At 47.1% G+C, this 699-nt stretch carries 1 protein-coding gene; it reads right to left on the bottom strand.

Annotated features, from left to right (window positions below; translation table 11 throughout):
• Positions 1-8: 8 nt before the first annotated feature.
• A complete protein-coding gene (locus ACFQEU_RS17145) occupies positions 9-644 on the bottom strand; it encodes an IS6 family transposase (protein ID WP_379784111.1) in 636 nt (211 codons plus the stop codon).
• Between the last annotated feature and the right edge of the window lie 55 nt (positions 645-699).

Genomic DNA, 699 nt, shown 5'->3' with positions numbered 1-699 from the left:
GGTAGTGTTCAGATAAGCTGATTCCATGCGAATGCGAACGATTTGAGCCACTCGTCAGCAGTTTCTGCTTCGGCGTTGCTGAAACAGTTTGAGAAACAGATAGTTCGTCGTTTTACCTCTCGAAAGACACGTTCGACACTGTTCCGATTTCCATGTCGTTCGTATCTGAAATCGAGGCCATGTTTTTCACAAGCTCGGTGAAGTGGAACCGCGCCATCAACGAGAAAGATCGCGTCATCTACATCGTGTTTTTCGCGGAGTTCTGCGAAAAACTGATCTGCGATCACGTTCGTTCTTGTCGGTTCGAGCTTTGTATGTAGCAGATCGTTTGATTCAGGATCGACGGCAGCGTACAGCCAATATTGTTCATCATCAAGCTGAATCACAGTTTCATCAACCGCAACGTGATTCGGATTCCGACCAGATTCCGGCTGTAGATCGGCCTTATGAACCCAGTTATGAACGGTAGATCGAACCCGATCAACACCGAATACCTCAAGAAAAGAAACAGTATTTGAAAGCGATAATCCAGACAAATGAAGCTGAATACTGAGCTTCATCAACAGCTTCGGTGTTGCTTCTCGCTCCACAAACTCTAAGTTGATCTCGTCTAAACAGCCGCCGAGGCGGTCGTTTTCGGGCATAGATCACTTTGAAAACGCACCGCCTCACCTTTCAATCCTTATCTGAACACCGCCC

The organism is Halorubrum tibetense, assembly GCF_042661865.1.
Taxonomy (GTDB): Archaea; Halobacteriota; Halobacteria; order Halobacteriales; family Haloferacaceae; genus Halorubrum; species Halorubrum tibetense.
Note: the sequence above shows the minus strand (reverse complement) of the source record. Positions and strands in the feature narration are given on the sequence as shown.